The sequence below is a fragment of the Bacteroides intestinalis DSM 17393 genome, from assembly GCF_000172175.1.
GTDB classification, from domain to species: Bacteria; Bacteroidota; Bacteroidia; order Bacteroidales; family Bacteroidaceae; genus Bacteroides; species Bacteroides intestinalis.
This window is the reverse complement of the sequence record NZ_ABJL02000008.1, coordinates 2,535,112-2,553,785: the sequence shown is the minus strand read 5'-3', so window position 1 is coordinate 2,553,785 and position 18,674 is coordinate 2,535,112. Positions and strand designations below refer to the sequence as shown.

Annotated in this window: 11 protein-coding genes; 1 reads left to right on the top strand and 10 read right to left on the bottom strand. The window is 43.5% G+C overall.

Annotated features, from left to right (window positions below; all coding sequences use genetic code 11):
* Positions 1 to 5 precede the first annotated feature (5 nt).
* Positions 6 to 2,258, top strand: a complete 2,253-nt coding sequence (locus tag BACINT_RS19765) for a GH92 family glycosyl hydrolase (RefSeq protein WP_007666447.1) — start codon at positions 6 to 8, stop codon at positions 2,256 to 2,258.
* Between the two features lie 242 nt (positions 2,259 to 2,500).
* Here BACINT_RS19765 and BACINT_RS19760 read toward each other — a convergent pair whose 3' ends face one another.
* The 10 genes from BACINT_RS19760 to BACINT_RS19710 form a co-directional block, all read right to left on the bottom strand.
* Positions 2,501 to 4,024: a sensor histidine kinase gene (locus BACINT_RS19760; RefSeq protein ID WP_007666446.1), complete on the bottom strand. Its 1,524-nt coding sequence runs from the start codon at positions 4,022 to 4,024 to the stop codon at positions 2,501 to 2,503.
* Between the two features lie 477 nt (positions 4,025 to 4,501).
* Complete coding sequence (locus tag BACINT_RS19755; RefSeq protein WP_007666443.1) at positions 4,502 to 5,386, bottom strand: TraB/GumN family protein; 885 nt, start codon at positions 5,384 to 5,386, stop codon at positions 4,502 to 4,504.
* A 79-nt stretch (positions 5,387 to 5,465) separates the two neighbouring features.
* A complete protein-coding gene (locus BACINT_RS19750) occupies positions 5,466 to 5,981 on the bottom strand; it encodes a C40 family peptidase (RefSeq protein ID WP_007666442.1) in 516 nt (171 codons plus the stop codon).
* Positions 5,978 to 6,823, bottom strand: a complete 846-nt coding sequence (locus tag BACINT_RS19745; protein WP_007666440.1) for an ABC transporter ATP-binding protein — start codon at positions 6,821 to 6,823, stop codon at positions 5,978 to 5,980. Before BACINT_RS19745 ends, BACINT_RS19750 begins: the two co-directional genes overlap by 4 nt.
* Positions 6,824 to 6,831: 8 nt before the next feature.
* On the bottom strand, positions 6,832 to 8,325 hold the full coding sequence (locus tag BACINT_RS19740; protein WP_007666439.1) for a DUF5687 family protein: 1,494 nt from the start codon (positions 8,323 to 8,325) through the stop codon (positions 6,832 to 6,834).
* 100 nt (positions 8,326 to 8,425) lie between these two features.
* Positions 8,426 to 11,263 carry a M16 family metallopeptidase gene (locus BACINT_RS19735; protein WP_007666437.1) on the bottom strand — a complete coding sequence of 946 codons (2,838 nt, stop codon included), beginning with the start codon at positions 11,261 to 11,263 and terminating at the stop codon, positions 8,426 to 8,428.
* A gap of 151 nt (positions 11,264 to 11,414) precedes the next feature.
* Positions 11,415 to 12,218, bottom strand: a complete 804-nt coding sequence (gene kdsA / locus BACINT_RS19730) for a 3-deoxy-8-phosphooctulonate synthase (protein WP_007666435.1) — start codon at positions 12,216 to 12,218, stop codon at positions 11,415 to 11,417.
* 31 nt (positions 12,219 to 12,249) lie between these two features.
* Positions 12,250 to 13,176 carry a diacylglycerol/lipid kinase family protein gene (locus tag BACINT_RS19725; RefSeq protein ID WP_007666434.1) on the bottom strand — a complete coding sequence of 309 codons (927 nt, stop codon included), beginning with the start codon at positions 13,174 to 13,176 and terminating at the stop codon, positions 12,250 to 12,252.
* A 75-nt stretch (positions 13,177 to 13,251) separates the two neighbouring features.
* Positions 13,252 to 14,172 (bottom strand): tRNA (adenosine(37)-N6)-dimethylallyltransferase MiaA, encoded by a 921-nt coding sequence (miaA, locus tag BACINT_RS19720; protein WP_007666432.1) that lies wholly within the window; start codon positions 14,170 to 14,172, stop codon positions 13,252 to 13,254.
* Positions 14,173 to 14,490: 318 nt separating this feature from the next.
* Positions 14,491 to 18,528: an AlbA family DNA-binding domain-containing protein gene (locus BACINT_RS19710; protein ID WP_007666429.1), complete on the bottom strand. Its 4,038-nt coding sequence runs from the start codon at positions 18,526 to 18,528 to the stop codon at positions 14,491 to 14,493.
* Positions 18,529 to 18,674 lie beyond the last annotated feature (146 nt).

The window sequence follows — 18,674 nt, the reverse complement described above, 5'->3', positions numbered from 1 at the left end:
CGGCTATGAAACGTATTTTATTGGCTTACACACTTTCTGCCCTTTGTCTGCTTCCGGTGTTTGCCGGAGGTGGAGAGGGTTCTTTACCTATAAGCTATGTCAATCCTTTCATCGGTACCACTAACTTCGGAACTACTAATCCGGGAGCGGTTTGTCCCAATGGAATGATGTCCGTGGTTCCTTTCAATGTGATGGGATCGGAAGATAACAAGTATGATAAAGATGCCCGTTGGTGGTCTACTCCTTACGAGTTTCACAATTGCTTTTTTACCGGATATTCGCATGTCAATCTAAGTGGTGTGGGGTGTCCCGAACTGGGATCTTTATTGCTGATGCCTACTACGGGTGAATTGTCCGTAGATTACAAGGAGTACGGAAGTCGTTATGAGGATGAACAGGCTTCTCCGGGCTATTACAGTAATTTCCTCACTCGCTATAATGTAAAGACCGAGGTGTCTGCCACTCCCCGCACGGGTGTTTCACGTTTCACATTTCCTGCCGGACAAAGTCATGTATTACTGAATTTAGGTGAAGGACTGACGAATGAAACCGGTGCTTTCCTGAAACAGGTGAGTGGCACCGAATTTGAAGGTATGAAGTTATTGGGAACTTTCTGCTATAACCCCCAGGCAATATTTCCCATTTATTTTGTAATGCGTGTCAACAAGCAGCCGGTATCCAGCGGTTATTGGAAAAAACAGCGTCCCATGACCGGAGTTGAAGCTGAATGGGATCCTGACAATGGACACTACAAACTTTATACCCGTTATCGTAAGGAAATTGCCGGAGATGATATCGGTGCTTTTCTTACTTTCAACACGACGGAAGGTGAACAGATCGAAGTGCAAATGGGAGTTTCTTTTGTCAGCATCGAAAATGCCCGCCTGAATCTGGATACAGAACAAAGTGGAAAGAATTTCAGTCAGGTATTGGCAGATGCCCGTATGCGTTGGAATGAGGACCTTTCGCGTATTCTTGTCGAAGGCGGGACGGAAGAACAGAAAACTGTCTTTTATACTGCCCTTTACCATACGTTGATACATCCCAATATCTTGCAAGATGTCAACGGGCAATACCCTGCTATGGAGAGTAATGAAATACTGACTACAAATGGAGACCGTTACACTGTTTTCTCGCTTTGGGATACGTACCGTAACGTTCACCAACTCCTTACGTTGGTTTACCCCGAACGTCAGTTACAAATGGTGCGTTCCATGCTCGATATGTATCGCGAACATGGTTGGCTACCCAAGTGGGAACTTTACGGGCGTGAGACGTTAACTATGGAGGGTGACCCGTCTATTCCTGTCATCGTTGATACCTGGTTGAAAGGCCTACGCGATTTTGATATCGATCTGGCTTATGAAGCTATGTATAAATCTGCCACTTTGCCCGGTACCGAGAATTTGCTGAGGCCGGATAATGATGATTATATGTCATTGGGATATGTTCCTTTGCGTGAACAGTATGATAATTCGGTCTCTCATGCATTGGAGTATTACATTGCGGATTATTCTCTTTCCCTGTTGGCAGATGCTTTGGGCAAGAAAGAGGATGCGCGTCTTTTTTATAATCGTTCTTTGGGTTATAAACATTATTATAGCAAAGAATTCGGCACTTTCCGCCCCATTTTGCCGGATGGACAATTCTATACACCTTTCAATCCGCGGCAAGGAGAAAATTTCGAACCGAATCCCGGTTTTCATGAAGGTTGTGCCTGGAACTATACTTTCTATGTACCTCATGATGTGAAAGGACTTGCCCGTCTGATGGGAGGTAGGAAACCTTTTATCGATAAACTTCAGCAAGTTTTTGATAAGGGCCTTTATGATCCGGCTAATGAGCCTGACATTGCTTATGCCCATCTCTTCTCTTATTTTAAAGGGGAGGAATGGCGTACGCAGAAGGAACTCCATCGTCTGCTACAAAAGTATTTCAAAAATGCTCCTGATGGTATTCCCGGTAACGATGATACAGGCACTATGTCCACTTGGGCTATTTTCAATATGATGGGTTTTTATCCTGATTGTCCCGGTGCACCGTATTACACTCTTTCTACCCCTGTGTTCGATCGTGTAGAGATTCGTCTCGATTCTAAAGCCTGGGGGTGTGATAAGTTGGTGATAGAAACCCAACGTCCTTCTGCGGAATCCTTATATATCAATGAAATGGAGTTAGGTGGGAAAAAATTATCCCGCTATCGCGTCAGTCATGAAGAATTGGTAAAGGGTGGAACACTAAAGTTCATACTTCGTTAATAACTGGGTGATTGCTTAATACTTTGATAATCAGTAGTTAGTATTTACATGGCATTTGCTGCAGAATGTAAAAGCATTTACCGCCGTATGTAACGGCTTTTACTCCTTATTGTAACGACCTTTACCGCGGCATGTAACGGTCTTTACCTCAGTATGTAAATGGAGTTACCGTGTGGAGTGAACAAAGTTACCATTTGGGGTAAACTGAATTTCTGATTTTGAGATACTAATCAGCTTCCTTTTTATTCCTGCATCTCAACCGGAACATAAGGTATCTCAAACCAGAATTCCGATCCTTTGCCCAATGTTGAGTTTACTCCGAGCTTACCATTCATCTTTTCGGCGATTATGGTGCAGATGGAAAGTCCCAATCCGGTTCCTTGTTTGAAACTATCCAGCTTGACGAAACGCTCAAAGATGTGTTTCTGATTCTCTGTCGGAATGCCGGTACCGGTATCGCGCACAAAGAATCGTATGTATCCTTCTTGGGGAGTATAATAACCGATATCAATATGTCCTGCCTCTGTATGTTTTATGGCATTCGAAACATAATTGTTTATAACTTGTTTTACCCGGTGAGGCACTGTATGGATAACGCAGGTCTCAAGACCGGGTAAAAGGTGAATTTCAATCTTGGGAGAAACCTTCAACTCGGCAATGGCTTTTATTTCGTAAAGAGAAGCGTTTACATCCATGTTTTCTTCAATAAACTCCAGTATTCCGGCCTCTATACGTGAAATATCCAGTATGTCATTGATAAGTTGTAGCAGAAGCTGGTTATTCTCTTCAATGATGTGTACATATTCCTTTGCATCCTCTTCTTGGATATATTCTGAAAGTATGGAAGAAAAGCCGACAATGGCATTCAGTGGAGTGCGTATCTCGTGGCTCATATTGGCAAGAAAAGCTGATTTCAACTTGTTGGACTCTTCTGCTTTTTCTTTGGCTTCCAATAATTCGGTAATATCCAATGCGGAGCTTACTATCCAGCGCTCTTGCCCTTTATTGTAGGAAACTAATGTTTTATGAAAGGATAACGTGTATTTTTGGCCCTTGGAATTGGAAAAATGTTTAATATATGATTGAGGCAGTCCTGTTTCTATGACCTGCTTGTCTGTTTCCCGTATGAAATTATCCGGCATCAGATGATTGAACTCGCTTTCATGGTGTCCGACTATTTTTTCTGCCGGTATTCCTATCATTTCCGAGGCTTTCTTATTCCAGATAAGGTAGAGACCTTTTTTATTTTTATCTTTTACAGTAGTAGCAATAGGAAGGTTTTCGAGTATGCTCTCCAGAAAATAGCGGTATTTTTCGTTTTCCTGGCGTTGAGTCTCGCTTTCTGTAATATTACGCGCAAAAGCGATAACGCGTTCGCGGTTTAAGTACACCATTCGTACTGAAACATATAACTCCTTTCCGCTCTCCACTTTTATTTTTACAATTAGACTGGCAGAAACGCGTGTTTCCAAAACTTTCTGTAATAGTGCTATATGTTTCTGATATTCTTTGGCGTCTATTACTAAATTGCGGAGATCGAGTTTTCCCAGATTATTGAGTGGGAGCAGGTTCGTTTTTTCTGTAGGTTCATTCAATAGCTTAAGCACAATGCCTTGTTTGCTTATTAGATAAACCGGAATGTCAATAGCCTTGATAATCTGTTTATTAAAGCTTTTATATTTGCGGTTTATCCAATATAGAAAACCTACAAATATGATACTAAGAAGCAAGAATACTTGTATTTCTCCAAATAATGAAACTAACATAATTGGTGTTTTTCTTGTTTCCGCCTGCCCTCTTTGGCGGAGGTTATTATATAAAAAGCGCGAGGACTGCTATGTCTATTACCATCCGAGGCTCTGGAAAATGCCCACACCGTAAATAGACAACAGCCCTCACGCCTAAGTATGTAATAACATAGACGTGAAGAAACTGTTGCTATCATCCCACAGTGTTTTTTGAATTTTCCAGATTCCGAATGGCCAGGGACAATAACTTTCGCTTCTTGCGTTCTCACAAAATAAAGTCATAGTTGCAGGTTATCGCTATAATCGGCAAGACTTTGTTGCAAAAGTAAGATTATTTTCTCAAATGTGCGAGCTAATGGGGTATAAATATAGAATTGGAGAGGTGAAAAATAGATTGTAATAAAAGCGGGTGACCACAAATCACTTGCAATCACCCGATATCTTGCATTTTCTTTGTTTTCAGAAAATGTGAGTAAAGAGAGAATTCATAGTTTTTTATTTCATAGGTTCTACAGTATATCCCTGCTGTTTCAGCAGATTCAGGACTCCGTTAGTTCCCGGCAGGTGGCCTGCACCAACAACAAAGAGGGTGGGAGCATCCTTCATGAGAGCAGGCATTTTTTCAATCCATGCTTTGTTACGGTGATCCAGCAGGGCTTCCATTTCGCCCGGTTGCGGATCGCACGAGTTACCATCACGTTCTTCCATCAGCTTCAGCATTTCATCCAGGTTCTGAGTCTTGTATGCATTGTTGAGACGTTTAGTTTGTTCCATAGCTTTATCTATGTCACTTACGAGGCAATAGAGTAAGTTTGCCTGACGCTGTAGAGTCTGACCTTTAAAGAGCATATCTAACTGGGATTGCGGGGTTTCCAAACCACCTACCTTCTTGCCACTTTGCAATGCTTGCTGCTGGAAGTAAGTATCTAATTGCTCCTGTGGATTGAAACCACCCAGATGCTTCATGCATAATATCAAGGTCAGTTGTTGGGTAATGGCAGCGGGTTTTAATTTGCCCAACATGGCTATATCTGCCATCAGGTTCTCTTTCACTACCTTGCCTACTACTTCATATTGTTCCGGGGTAAAAAGTTTCTGGAGAGTGGTGTCGCCTGCCATCATCATACTTTGTTGCATCACCTGCATAAACTCGGGTGACATCATATCGGACATGACTACTTCTCCGTATACCTGAGTAGTACCTTCTACGGCTTGTGGCAATCCGGCAATGCTATCTTTGATGCTGAGAGGTGCCAGATGGTGGGTACCTAAAATGTATGAGGTTTTTTCTTGTCCGTTACCGGAAATTTTCCAAAGTAATTGTGCGTTGCTGTTCAGCGCAAGGCTGATAAAGAGAAGGATACTTAAAATCTTTTTCATCGTTTTTCCTTTTTAAAGTTTCATTTGAACTATAAGTCGGGGAGTGAAAGGAAAAATCACAGGGGAAGAAAAAAGATTCTTATTTTACTCTGCCGCCGCAAAGCCAGTATTGTGTATAGTATTGTTCGTTGAGGCTACTGACAATAACTCCTTTGCTGGTACTTGCATGAATAAACTTCCCGTTTTTGAGGTAGATACCCACGTGTGCCACTTTCTTCTTGGATGCACGGCTGGTGAAAAACACCAAATCTCCCTCACGCAAATTGCGGCGGGAGACTTTGTTGCTTTCTTTAAGCAGACCATCGGTGCTTCTGGCCAAACGGATATTATATACTTCTTTATAGAGTTGCGATACCAGTCCGGAACAATCTACTCCGTGCTTGTTGTCACCGCCTGCGCGGTAGCGGACACCCATCCACTCCGCAGAGGCAATGTACAACTTGTGGTTATCTTCCATATTTATGTCAACACCCATGCGGACAGAAGCTTTTGCCAGTGCCTTGTAATTGAGCCGGGGCGCTGATGTATGGCATGAGCTTAAACTGAATGTCAATCCGATGAGGGCAACTATATATAATAAGAAGTATTTTTTCATTCCTGTTCTTCTTTTTTTTCTGGCTGAACGGCGGGTTCTTCAGTAATAGGTTCCTCAACAATAGTTTCTTCAATGATTGTTTCCTGAACAGGTGTTTCTTCAATCACTGTTTCTGCCAGTTCTTCCTCAATTTCTTCTTCAACTCTGATATTGAAGTAGTCTTCAAGTTCTTTCTCTGCTGAGTTATTCTCATTCTGAATATCGCGGATAACGACGCCATTTTCCAACAAAGCAATGCGGGGGCATACATCTACTGTATGGTTCAGGTTGTGGCTTGAGATGATGACCGTGGCATGATGATCTTCATTATACTTCTTCAGCAGGTGTTTGATGATAGACTGTGAACTCGGATCAAGAAAGTTGAACGGTTCGTCCAGAATCAACAATTGCGGATGATGCAACATAGCGGAAATAATACCGATTTTCTGCTTGTTTCCGGCAGAGAAGTTACGGATGAACTTCTTTTGTCCGATAACCTCATTATTCATGAATCGTTCGAAAGGAAGCAGGCGTTCATCTACTTCTTCTTTCTTCAGACCGTACATTTTACCAATGAAGTAAAAATACTCTTCGGGAGTAAGGTAATCGATCAGGAAGCCATCATCGATGAAAGCGCCGGTGAATTGTTTCCAGTCTTCGCTTTTGGATACATCGATATCATTGATGGTTACCGTGCCTTGATCTGCTTGCAGTAAGTCCAGCATCAGGCGGAAAAGGGTGGTTTTACCGGCTCCGTTGTTACCTACCAAACCCAGCATGTCACCTTGTTCTATGACATATTTCTCAATATCTACGGCTTTCTTTTGGCCGAAGTTTTTTTGAAGATTGTTTATCTCTATCATATTCGTAATTATTTTTGTCTACTATCGTGAAATCCTTCCATATTCTTATACCGGCGCTTCATGAAGCGATGGTATACATTCCTCAACCACCATCTTGAAGTTAGGATAAATGCAAGACCGATACCAATAAGAATCCATGGTGCAACTTCTTTACCAACCGTTGCCTTTAATCCGAAGAGCAGTAGCAGGGGAATACCGAATGCACCTCCCGAAATAAGGTTTTGCAATCCTGTACCTATATTCTGGCGACCAGTCATCTTAGCGTTCAGGTTGAGGGTTTTGTTGTTGTACACTGCCAGTTGGAACATGCAGCAATAAACAGCACCCGGAACAAATATAAGCCATGAGATGCATTGCAATACAGATACTTTGCCTGTTACCATGCCGGGGATCATCAGTATAAACGGAATGATCAGTGCCAGGCTATATAAGATATATTTGGCACGTAGCAGCGAATAGATAGATTCTTTACGACTCATTAACCCGTCAATGTAGTTGCCCTCGTAGCTCATCAGAGGCGAGAGGAATAGAAGACCGAAGATGATATAGTTGTAAAGTACAAAGAAATCGCGTGCTCCTCCCTCGTAAAGATCAGAAAAACTGATAATGAGGCTAAAAGCTAATACTACTGCGGTGATGTTATAGAGTGATTTTTTGCATACTTTATTACGAAGCAATAGTTTCAATTCCAACCGGATATACTCACCTATTTCACCATAACGATCCAGGAACTTATATTCTGATACAGTCTTTACTTGTACGGTTGTATCTTCTACCTTGTTCAGTTCATTATAGACTAATTTCTGCATGATGCTCCTGTTGATGAACCACATGATAGCAATGGCCACCAGAACGCCGATAAACGTCAGTATATTTCCGGTGATGAATCCTTCACCCAAATTGATTGAAAAGGCAAATATCGGACTGTTATCCGGAATGAAAAGAGCTGCTGCAATACCGCCATATACGGCTACCGGTAAAAGGAACCACCAGATGCGTTCGTCCATCAACGTACGGCACAATAAATACCAGTAATTATTGAATACGATGAGTAGCCAGATACCAATACAATAAGTCAACACACCTGCCACTCCATAAAACTTAGTAACTGTGATGATAGCAAATGGAACAAACAGGAAGAGCCAGAGCAGATTGAAGCTGTTAAGCCCGGAACGCAGGAGAAGGAAGTCAATCAGACGACTCCGTTTTACGGGAAGCAGTAAGTAGGGTTTGACTTCCTGTGTAGGTGTCTTCAGGAAAGGCAAGCGCAGAAGAAAGTCGAGGGCGAGCACAAATATGAGTCCGCTGTTCATTACATGGTAGGCTTCTCTGGCTCCACCATCGAAAGCAAAGGCGAAAGTTGTTCCGAAGAATATGAGATAAGCTGCCCAGAACACACTCATGAAGTACATCCAAAACTTTCCGAACTTGCTCTTCTCGTACATCGGATGCCGCTTTTCTGCTAACTTTCCATGTTTACGTAGCTCAAGAAATAGATTCATGTCTTTAGTGATTAGTCGTTAGTGATTAATTGGTGATTAAGGAGGCAGTGATTAGTGATGAGTGAACATACGGTTCTTATCACTAATCACTTGCCTATTATCACTTCTTAGGTACCGTCATCGTTACCTCGATCTCATTACCTTGTTTCAGCAAGTCGGCTGCAAACTTCTGGATATCTTTGGCAGTGATGCTGTTTACGATATCTGTATATCCTTGCGTCATATCCATATTATAGTAGAAGTAATCGTTCAGGTTGTTCAGCCAGTATGCATTTTCCTTTTGGTTATCGGCGTATTTTTTCAACATGTACTCTTTCACCTTCTGTAAATGTACATCAGACGGTCCTTCTGCTGCCAGTTTCTTCAGCTCGTCTACTACGATACCGGCTAGTTTATCTTTCTTCTCAGGATCGGTCTGGAAGACAATCTGCATCAGCAATTGTTCTTTCGGATACTTCTGTAGGCTACCCATGCAATTTACACCGTATGTACCACCTTCTTTTTCGCGTACTTCTTCAGTATAAACCATGTTCAGCACCTGAGTCATATAGCTCAACAGAATTTCATTCTTCAATGTATAAGGAGTTTTTCCGGTATACAGGAATACGATAGTTGCCATCGGAGTTTGTTGTTCTTTGGCAAATTCGTTCTTGTATGTACCTTTGCGGATCTCCATCTTGGTATCCTTGAAAGTCTCTTTACGATTGATGGCAGGCAATGCACCCAGATATTCTGCAATCAGCGGCTTGGCTGTTTCCAGGTCAATGTTTCCAACGAAATAGAATGTAAAGTCGCTGGCATCTTTGAAACGGTCATTATACATTTCCAGAATACGGTCATAGTCGATCTGATCTACCATTTCCGGTTTCATTATTACCACGCGCGGGTGGTTGTTGTACATAGCCTTCTGCAATGTGTCGTTGATAGAAGAAAGCGGATTAGCCTGTGCACTTTCCAGTTCAGCCTTTGTACGGTTCTTATAAGACTCGAATGCTTCCATGTCCTTGCGGGGAGCGGTGAATGTGAGATAGGTCAACTGCATCATGGTCTCGAAGTCCTTTGGAGAACAAGTTCCGAATACATTTTCAGTAGTGGCACCCAGTCCGGCACGAACAGAAACTTTCTTTCCGGCCAATACCTTTGTAAGGTCTACCTGACTGAAGTTACCCAAACCACCTACAGCAACCACATTGTCCATAACGGCAAAGTTCAGTGCATCCTTATCGGGGAAAAGAGATTTGCCACCCAGACTAGTTCCTTTCATGCGGATCTCATCTGCCTTGAAATCGGTTTTCTTGACGTAAACAGTTACACCGTTGGACAGAACAAGTTTTGTACTACCATAGATTTCACCTTCTTTCTCAGATACGATTTTGCCGCCTTTCGGTGCTTCTTTCATCAGAGGTTCATCAGAAACCTTGTCGACATACGGTTGCAGATCGAGACTCTTCATGCCTTTCAGCAAAGCAATAACTTCTTCTTTCTGCGGATATTTTAATCCTTCTTTTTCAGGACCGGCAATGATAACTACTTGGTTGCTGTCCGGAACGAGTTGCTGGATTGCCATGTTTATAGCCTGTACCGGGAGGTTAGGAGCTAACTGGTTCATCATGGCATATTCTGTTTCAATACCGGGGATAGGTTCGGCATCCAGGAAGTTACGTACATACTCACGTACATAAGAACCGTGTTTGGTCTTCTCACGCTCATTGTATGCAGATTCCAGACGTTGCAGATAGTTAGCGCGGGCACGGGCATATTCAGACTCTGTGAAACCGAAACGACGGGCGCGTTCTGCTTCCTGTAACAGGACTTTCAAGGCTTTTTCGATGCCGTCTGCTTTACTTGAAGCAGAGAGGTTGAGTGCTTCTTTCGTTTTCGCTACAAAGAAATTACCATAACTGCTATATGCACGGGTAAACGGCGGATTAGCGCTCTGGGTCAGTTCACTCAGACGTGCGTTCAGCATACTGGTGATCATGCTTGTCATATACTGGGAAGCCAGATAACCTACGTTGTTCTTTTCTGAATCGGGAGTTGCATCTTGCTTGAAGTAAACTTCGATAGACGGATCGTCTACTTCTTTATCCGTACCGATGGCTACGATAGGTTCCTTATTATCGGCAACAGGATAATAAACACGCTCTGCGGGATTTACCGCTTTCTGTACGTCGGCAAATATTGTTTTCAGTTTGGCTTCTACAGCGTCTACATCAATGTCGCCTACGATGACGATACCTTGCAAATCGGGACGGTACCATTTGTGGTAATAGTCACGGATATCTTTGTAGGGGAAGTTATTGATTACATCGATAGAGCCGATAGGCATACAATCTGCGTATTTGTCGCCCAGATATATAGTGGGAAGCAGGTCGGTATAGACGCGCAGCATACCACTGTTACGGCTACGCCACTCTTCACGGATCACTCCACGTTCTTTGTCTATCTCGTCATCTTTGAGCAGAATGTAGTTGGACCAGTCGTGCAGAACCAGCAAACAAGAGTCCAATACACCGGCACGGTCTATCGGGGCATTGCTGATATTATAGACGGTTTCGTCTATGCTGGTATAGGCATTTAAGTTTGTTCCAAATTTGATACCCACAGTTTCACACCAGGGGATAACGCCGAGACCTTTGTCGTCGCCGGGGAAATTCTTTGTGCCATTGAAAGCCATGTGCTCCAGAAAGTGAGCAAGGCCACGTTGTTGCGGCTCTTCAAGGATGGAACCTACTTTCTGGGCAATATAGAATTCAGCCCGGTTTTCGGGTAATTTGTTATGACGGATGTAATACGTCAGGCCATTGTCTAATTGGCCGATACGGACATTCTTGTCCACGGGAAGAGGCGGAAACTGCATTTGTTGTGCTACCGCTTGTTGGAAACTGGCGCATAAAACGAATGCTACCACCAATAAACTACGAAATGAATGTTTCATATGAATGAATATTAAAATTGTTTCTTGCTCTATTTGTCGAAAGGCAGAAAAAGAAATCACAAGAGGAGGATTGTTTTTTTACACAAATGGGAATCTAGCGGCAAAACTTGCTAAATTCCCATTTATCTCAGTGTACTTTACAAGAGTGAACTTATCCTTTTATAGCCTCTCTTATCCGTACTAACTTTGTCAGCAATCCTTCCAGCAGATCCAGCTTCAGCATGTTGGCACCATCGCTCTTGGCTATTTCGGGATGCTCATGTGTTTCAATAAACAATCCGTCGGCACCTACGGCAATACCGGCTTTGGCTACAGTTTCAATGAGCTGTGGCATACCGCCTGTAACTCCGCTTGTCTGATTGGGTTGTTGCAGCGAGTGGGTGACGTCCAGAATAACCGGATAACCGAAAGTTTGCATCTCCGGTATTCCACGATAGTCTACGACGAGGTCCTGGTATCCGAAAGTCGTTCCACGTTCGGTGATCATTACCTCCTTATTGCCGGCTTCCACTACCTTTTCTGCAGCGAAGCGCATGGCAAGAGGGGAGAGGAACTGTCCTTTTTTAATATTTACTACCTTTCCTGTCTTTGCGGCAGCTATCAGAATGTCCGTCTGACGGCAAAGAAATGCCGGAATCTGTAGTACGTCCACGTATTCGGCAGCCATGGCAGCCTCCTCGGCAGAATGAATATCTGTAACTGTGGGTACGCCAAACGTATCATGTACTTTCTGCAACACTTTCAGTGCTTTTTCATCACCTATTCCTGTAAATGAGTCTAGGCGTGAACGGTTTGCCTTGCGATAAGAACCTTTAAAGACGTAGGGAATCTGTAGTTTCTCAGTGATATTTACCACACGTTCGGCAATGCGCATTGCCATTTCTTCCCCTTCAATCACACAAGGACCTGCCAATAAAAAGAAATTTCCGGCAGGGTTATTTTTTAATTCTAACATAAGTATTTGGTGTTTACGTTAATCGTTTATTTTAGTTGGGTATAATCAAGGTGATTGCCTCATGCATGATGCCGATGTCCAATGGGAAGTGTCTGTCGAGGAGGCGTCCATCCAGATCGACAGAGGCATTTTGTGCACGCAGTACTTTCACTTTCTGTGTCCTGTAAGGCATTACGACTTTATGGTTTAATATGCGTCCTTGAAGTAACATCCACAAGCCTGATACAAGTTGTAGCAATTCCGGGCGGTAGATCACGGATACATCGAGCCAGCCATTGTAGGGAACGGCACTGGGAACTTGTCCATATCCCCATGCACTACCGATGCAAACCGTCATGATACGTCCGCGGATATGCTCTCCGTTTATTTTGAGGTGCATCCGGTAAAGCTTGCGTTCAAAGAAAAGCGAAATGAGTGCCATGAGATAAGACAAGAATTTCACTCCCCAGAAACGTTTGGTCTGGTCGCTGATTTTCACAATGCGGGCTCCTAAACCGATATTGATGGCATTGAGGAAATAGCGGGTAACGTGTTTCTCGCCGTCGTAATAATTGCAGAAGCCGACATCGATTTTCCGGCGACGGTTGTTTATGATACAATCCACCGCATCTTTGTATTCCGAGGTCATTTCCCAGTATTTGGCAAAGTCATTCCCGATACCGTTCGGAATGATGCCTATGGCGATTTCTCTTTTATCTTCCGCATTGGACGACATGATGCCGTTAATCGCATCATTCAGTGCACCGTCACCACCTACAATGACAATTGTGCGGTATCCGTTATTGGCAAGAATACCGGCCAAACGTTCCACTGATCCGAACCCCTCGGACTGCACGTAGTCATAAGACACGCCTTTGCTGTCCATATATTCTTTTATTTCTTTCCACCGTTTCTGCACTTTTCGTGTGCCGGCTTTGGGGTTATATATCACTCCCCACTTTTCGGGTTCTACGCTCATATTGTTATCTCTTAGTAAAGTCCTACATAATCATTAGTTACCCTCCCAGGCTTCGTCTTTGCTGCTCCAAAGATACTAATTCCCTTTGAGTTTCGTTTGTACAAAAGCAATCTTTTCTTCCATCGGCAGCCCGGCATCCATCCAGTGAATGGTGAATCCGCGGCGTTCCATCCCCCGGAACCAGGTCATCTGTCGTTTGGCAAACTGGTGAATGGCGATTTCCAGTTCCCGGTACATCTCTTCGTAAGTCAGCTTGCCAATGACGTAGAGCGTCAGATACTTGTACTCCAGGCCGTAATAAATCAAGTCATCCGGTTGAATGCCTTGCTCTATCAGCCGGCGCACTTCATCCACCATTCCTTCATCCAGACGTTGGCGCAGTCGGCGGGATATCTTTTCGCGACGTAATTCCCGGTCTATATCCACACCGATGATGAGGCTGTTCAGTAGGGGGAATGTACGCTCGTCTACCGGTGTATGTGCGTAATATTCTTCAATTTCAATAGCACGGATAGCACGCTTGGCCGTATCCACATCCGTTGTGTTGTGCAAGGTCTTATACTGTTGCAGTATCCCGGTTAATTCTTCCAAAGACTTATCAGCCAGCTGTGCACGCAGTTCCGGATTTTCGGGAACGGGGAGCAACTTATATCCTTTCAATACGGACTCTAAGTATAACCCTGTACCTCCACACAAAACGGGTAATTTCCCTTTTTGTTTAATAGTCTCGTAAGCTGTCAGAAAATCACGTTGATATTCGAAAACATTGTATTTGTACCCTGGATCGGCAATATCAATCAGATGATAAGGGATTTGTTTTCCATTTACGGTGTAGTCAATGAGGTCTTTACCCGTACCAAGATCCATGCCACGGTAGATTTGCCGGGAATCCGCACTGATGATTTCGGTGTCAAGAACATTTGCCAGTGCCGCGGCAAAAGGAGTTTTTCCGGAAGCGGTAGGACCTAATATAGCTATCAAATCATAGTCAGGCATAAGTCGTTTTAATTATTTTTCTACAAAGATAATGTAATCCAAAAGCAATGCAAAATAAGCTTGCTTATTTTTAGTGCTAAGATGTAACTAGTCTTCGCTTTTGAACAAAGATATGAAAAAGGAAGTGAAAAACGAAGAAGATTTTCTTAAAGGGTGTTATAAATACACTGTTTTCGCACACGGAGCTTGCAAAAGTCAGAAAAGTCCGTACCTTTGCACTGTGTTTTTCATAGTATTAGATTTAAGGTTAACAAAGGTTGGAGTACAGCGGTACTCCTTTTTTTATGTCCATACCTCCTGTGCTATACAGGTAAATCATTAATTCTCAATATTCCATCCCATTATTCGTAATAGTTCCCTTTCTTTAGATACGGCTTCGGATGTAATGGCATACCCTTGATGTGCCAGATTGTCATTATAGAGCTTTTGTAGCTTTTCTGATTCCATTTCCGGTATCACTTCCCAGGCAATTACCTTTCCGAAATCATAAGAGAAAAGCGGAGTTCCTTTTAAAGCCAGATCCATATTCTGCTTTATTTTGGCAACGGGAAACATTTTCAGGTATTCATTCTTTTGTTTGGCGGTACGTACCAGGACGTGCGGTTCACCATTTTCAATGGTAGCGAATATTAAATGTGAATCTCTGTTCACACCATTCTTATAAACATAATCACGCTTCTTCTGCAATAAGATTTTCAACGGAACACGGTTGACATAACCGTTCTCGTAGCAGAGGAGCAGTGCACCGTCGATTTCCTCTTTCCTGATTCCCAATGTGAGTATGGCATTGTCTATATGTGAGTATCCGTCTTTCAATAGATATCCGCCATTATTAAGCAGTGACAGATAGGATACTATCTGTGTACCATCTTCTTTTTCCGTCAACGCATTGGTGCGTATCAGAGATGTTTGTATCATAGCCTTTCCCGGTACGGTTTCCACTTTCTTTTTCTTCTTTTCCAGACTGGCTGCAAAGGCGGCGGCAACTGCTGTCTGTGTTTCTCCGGTTTGCAACAGGCTTTCGTTGATTAGCTCTATTTCCTTTTCCGCAATCTGGTTAAGTTCTGCCTGTAACATCTCATTTTTCCTTTTCTTCTGCTTGGTCAGGGCATTGCCGTCGAGCATTACCGTCGAATTGCCTTGCCTTTGCCATATCACTCCTTTCAGTTCAATCAGTTTGCCATAACAAGGCACTGTAACGCAGCATATTTCGCGGTTGCCATATCGGGGAAAATCTATTTTAATGATACTGTTGATGTCCTTTCCCATTGTTGCTATGATGCGTTGGCGGATGAAGCGTTCGTAGGCATCTGAATCGCATACCATGTAGGTGTAGTCCTCCTTCAGACCAATTATGGCTCCTGCATCGGATACGCCGATATAGAGTGTGCCGCCGGCGGCATTAAGGAAGCCTGCAATGGTGTGCAGTATAATTTCCGACTGCCGTTTCATGTCGGGTACGGTACGTCCGGCGGGATATACCACGGATGATTTAAATTCTACTTTATCATTCTCCCTACCCATGTGGGGAATGTCTTCGTGTTCTGTTGCAGAGGGGGATTTTGCCGCCGGCTCATCGGGCAATGCAAATTCTCCGGCGCCTATGCGTTGCAGGAGTTCATTGCGTAAAGGGATTAATGTGCCGGCCGGTAAGGAGTTGAGTAAAAGAGTATGGGCCAGTACCAACCGGACTATACGCTCTTTGTTTTCATCTTTGGTGGTTGCAATGCCTACTGCAAGCTCCGGGGCGAAGTTATGGGTATAGAACAAACTGAGAATTTGTAGCATTTCTTTTTTAGGGCGAAGTGAAGGATAACGTGAAACCGCAGCGTCATCTATACGCGAAAAATGCGTCCATCGTGCCTGCCCGTTATGGGTGGCAAAACTGTAGATGTTTTCCTCATAATTCATTTGTAGCGCCAGATACTCGCTTAAGGTTGAATCATTGAGCATTCCGGCCAGCAGATAAGCTGTTCCCAGCAGGTTGTAACGTTTCACCAGCGACTTTTCGACGGACGCTGTCACTGCCAGTAGCCAAGGTAATTCGCACATCAGGGGGAGCGATAACTGCTCTCCGGTCAGCATTGCATCCTCGTCTGTGAAGACTGGTCCGAAATTGCCCTCTTCCTCTTCGGCTTTTTCATCCTGTGGAGAACAGAAATTGATATATTCGCTGACTAATTTAGCCAGAGCCTCAGTTTCTTCTATCTCTTTATCGGATTTTTCTATACAGGTGGCATTGATGTATCCTGCATCATTGATGCCCCTCACTTCCAGCAGGGCTACCGTACCTACTTCAGGATAGGGTGTTGCGCCCGGTGTGAACAGTGTGTATCCTTCCTCACATACCCATACACCTGTTCCTTTAGAGATTCGCATCAGCCTGGCATATACACGATGGCCGTATTTGATTGTCCCCGTTACAAATTCAAACAACTCCCGGAGGATGCTGAATGTCAGACGCCCATTCTGCCCGACTTTCGATACAGTGGCTTCAAAGGTATCTCCTTCATAAAAAATTCCGTCCATGCTGTGGATATGGCTACGGGTTACTTCATTGGCCAGTAGTGCACCGGTTCCTTCGTATCCCGGTTCTGTTACTTCTGCAAACATCATCAGTGGAAAACGTGGATTGAATGCTTTCAGCGTGATCCTGACACGCGTTCCCTCCGTAGGAAGAATCTTTTCCGGTGCCTTTTGGGTAGATGCCGTTATGTGTCCGGATAGCTGTCCTGACAGCTCTCCCCAGAGATTTTTTAATACAAAAACATTTTGTGCTTCATTTGCTTTCGGTTTGATGTCTTTCTTTGCATATACACTAATCCTGTCGTCGAATACGGACACCATCTCCGTCACCTTCTGGTGTTCGGGTAGCAGTGCGCCCGGATTGCAACCGGCATAGAGCCCGAACTTTCCATTACGTAACAGTATCCGTCCTCCTTGTGTGATATGTTGGGCTATCAGCTTGTCTTTATCATCAGATGTATCCGTCATGAATGAGCGCAATTTAGTAATGAATGGCTCAGGCTTGAAGTGGACGACATCTTCCCAACTAAACTCCGGGCGGTAAGATTGATTTGCCCGTGTCAATACATCGAATGCCTTATCCGTCAGAATCCCGGCGGAAGAAGGGCTTGCCAAAGCTGCATAGCGATAAAGCATGATGCGATAGACTGCCGTATGTGCTTCGCGGTTGTAGCAAAGCAGCAGGTAGATGGCCAGTAAGTGCATGATTTTAGTGGGGGAAACGTCGTGTACTGCTCTGGTTTTCTCTATCATCCTCTTGATTAGTTCTATAATGGATGTCAGGGAGGAAGTTTCCGTAGTTGAAGTGTTGCAGGCTATATATTGGCAGAACTCTGTGAGGGTAAACATGTTTTTATCAGCTAATGTGTCGTCCAGCCGGAACAAGGCAGTCAGTAATTCGGTCTTCCGGCTTCGGTCGGATAAATATCCCGAAGTCCGTATTTTTGTAAATATATGTTTTAGAAAATTATCCACAGCATTGCTCCGGATAAGTTCTATGGCCTTTAGTATTGCTTCGCAGACAAATATTTCCCGTTCTCCCTTTTCGCGCAGGGATTGAACAACGGACGACGAATAGAATGTAAGGAACAGGGAATCCTCAAGTATCCATTCGGTGATAAGAAGTTGGTAATGTATTAATTCGCATACTCCTTCCCAATCTTTTTTTTCTATTTTTTCTTCTCTTTTGGCAAGCAGTATACTCTGGAATGACAGTAGCCATTCTCCTTCGTGACTGTCATATTGTTTCAACACTTGCTGTATTTTCGGATCTCCGGTCGAGTCGGTACGTAGTGTTTCCAGTTGAATGCAGGCTGGCAGTTGTTCGGTATGGATGTTATGCATCAATTGCTCGAAGGTGATGAAATTGGTTTCACAGTCCATTTCCTGGTTGACAGGAACGACGCCCAAGATTCCATCCGGATTGATATGCTTGACCGTGCAGCGGACATTTCTTCCTATAGTCAATTCTTTCCCTATTCCTACCTGGATTAAGGCGCGTATGCCATTCATATCATATCCATAATAGATATTGCGGTGTCCGGATTGATAACCTGGCTTTTGTTGCACAACGAAAGGGTAAGTGCTGCCGACTGTATAAAGTTTGCGTGATATTTCACCTTTATGTTGTGCAAAGAGAGGAGTGTCATCGGCATCATAGCTATAAACGATACATTTCACTTCATCGGGAACCGGTAGCTTGTGCTGGAATTTCAGCATTTTCACCTTGTATTTGATTCCTTCATTTTCTATCAGATAATAATGACAATCATTTGTTATCATGGTCCCGGTTACTTTCAGGGAGTAAATCACATCCTTCTCATACTGCATAGTTTTATTTCTATTATCGGGCAATACAGCCTTCGTGTTTTTAAATACGGCAATTTATGTATTTTTTATTGAACTGCAAAGGCTATCCGTAAAAAACATGTAAAAATATTCAGAAGTAAAAATGCGGACAACTCTTTGAGCTCTTT